The organism is Actinosynnema sp. NPDC059797, assembly GCF_042732085.1.
Lineage (GTDB): Bacteria > Actinomycetota > Actinomycetes > Mycobacteriales > Pseudonocardiaceae > Actinosynnema.
This window is the reverse complement of the sequence record NZ_JBHWIE010000300.1, coordinates 1-2,166: the sequence shown is the minus strand read 5'-3', so window position 1 is coordinate 2,166 and position 2,166 is coordinate 1. Positions and strand designations below refer to the sequence as shown.

Below are 2,166 nucleotides of genomic sequence, written 5' to 3'. Positions count from 1 at the left end.
GCTCTCGGGGGGCCCCGGGGGGGGGGGGGCGCCCGGGCAACCCCCCGCGCCCGGGGCCCGGGGGGGGGGGGGTGCGCCCGGCCGCCGCGCCGCGCGGCTCGAAGATCCACGACTGAACGGCGCCGTGGGGGGTAGTCCCAGGTCATGCGCGCACTCACCACCGCCCACGGGACCGCGAGGCCCTCGCCGCCGGCCGCAGAGGTCGTGATCGACCCGGACGGGAGGTGCTGACCGGTGCCCTCCAGGATCGAGGACTACGCGCTGCTGGGCGACCTGCACACCGCGGCCCTGGTGGGCACGGACGGCAGCGTGGACTGGCTGTGCCTGCCGGCCTTCGACTCGCCCGCCTGCTTCGCCGCGCTGCTGCACGACGTGGACGCGGGCCGCTGGCTGCTCGCCCCGGCGACCGGCGGTCGCGCGACCCGGCGCCGCTACCGGCGCGACAGCCTGGTGCTGGAGTCCGAGTGGGACACCCCGGACGGCACCGTCCGGGTGATCGACTGCATGCCGCCGCGCGGCGAGGCCGCCGACGTGGTGCGCGTGGTGGAGGGCGTGTCCGGCAGCGTGCCGATGCGGATGGACCTGCGGCTGCGCTTCGACTACGGCAGCGTCGTGCCGTGGGTGCGCCACCACGACGGCGCGCTGGCCGCGGTCGCCGGGCCCGACGCGGTGTGGCTGGAGGCGGGCGTGCCGGTGCACGGCCACGACCTGACGACCACCGCCGAGTTCGAGGTGCGCGCCGGGCAGCGCGTGCCGTTCGTGCTCACCCACACCGCCTCGCACCTGCCGCGCCCGCACGCCGTGGACGCCGAGCAGGCGATCTCCGACACCGAGGACTTCTGGGCGGGGTGGATCAGCCGCTGCACCTACGACGGGCCCTGGGCCGACGCGGTCCGCCGCGCCCTGGTCACGCTCAAGGCCCTGACCTACGCCCCGACCGGCGGCATCGTGGCCGCCGCGACGACGTCGCTGCCCGAGCAGTGGGGCGGCCCGCGCAACTGGGACTACCGCTACTGCTGGCTGCGCGACGCCACGTTCACCCTCCAGGCGCTGCTGGGCACCGGGTTCACGGCCGAGGCCCGCGCCTGGCGGGAGTGGCTGGTGCGCGCGGTGGCGGGCGACCCGGCGAAGCTCCAGATCATGTACGGGCTCGACGGCGGCCGCAGGCTGCCCGAGCAGACCCTGCCCTGGCTGTCCGGCTACGAGGGCGCGTCGCCCGTCCGGGTGGGCAACGCCGCCGCCGACCAGTTCCAGCTCGACGTGTGGGGAGAGGTCCTCGACGGCCTGCACCTGGCCCGCGAAGCGGGGCTGTCGACCACCGACACCGCCTGGGACCTCCAGCGGGCGCTGCTCGACCACCTGGAGGGCCACTGGGACGACCCGGACAACGGGCTGTGGGAGGTCCGCGGCCCGCGCAGGCACTTCGTGCACTCCAAGGTGATGGCGTGGGCCGGGCTGGACCGGGCCGTGCACACCGTGGCCAACCACGGCCTGCCCGGTCCGGCCGACCGGTGGCGCGCGGTGCGCGACCGCATCCACGCCGAGGTGTGCGAGAAGGGCTTCGACGCCGAGCGCGGCACGTTCACCCAGTTCTACGGCTCGCAGGGCCTGGACGCCTCCCTGCTGCTGATCCCGCGCGTGGGGTTCCTGCCGTGGGACGACCCCCGGGTCCGGGGCACGGTGGACGCGGTGCGCCGCGAGCTGTGCGAGGACGGTTTCGTGCTGCGCTACCGCACCGACGCCGACGGCGGCGTGGACGGCCTGCCCGGCGCCGAGGGCGCGTTCCTGGCGTGCACGTTCTGGCTCGCCGACGCCCTGCACGGCACCGGCCGCGCCCAGGAGGCCCGCGAGCTGTTCGAGCGGCTGCTCGACCTGCGCAACGACGTGGGCCTGCTCAGCGAGGAGTACGACACCGCCACCGGCCGCCACATGGGCAACACCCCGCAGGCGTTCAGCATGGAGGGCCTGGTCAACACCGCCCGCCAGCTCGGCGGCGCCTCCACCAGGACCTCGGCGGACCGGGCGGAGCAGGCGTTGTGACGGCGGCGGGCGCCCGGTCGGGGCGTCGCCGCTAGGGCCTGTCCTCAAAGCGGGTGCGGTTGATCTGCTTTGATCTTGGGTCGTGATCCGCAGGCACGAGTTGACCGATGAGCAGTGGCGGGCGAT

General features: G+C 75.5%; 1 protein-coding gene. It reads left to right on the top strand.

Annotation, left to right across the window (positions count from 1 at the left end):
* Nucleotides 1-234: 234 nt before the first annotated feature.
* Nucleotides 235-2,040 (top strand): glycoside hydrolase family 15 protein, encoded by a 1,806-nt coding sequence (locus ACFV4N_RS35015; RefSeq protein ID WP_499676949.1) that lies wholly within the window; start codon nucleotides 235-237, stop codon nucleotides 2,038-2,040.
* The last annotated feature ends 126 nt before the right edge of the window (nucleotides 2,041-2,166 follow it).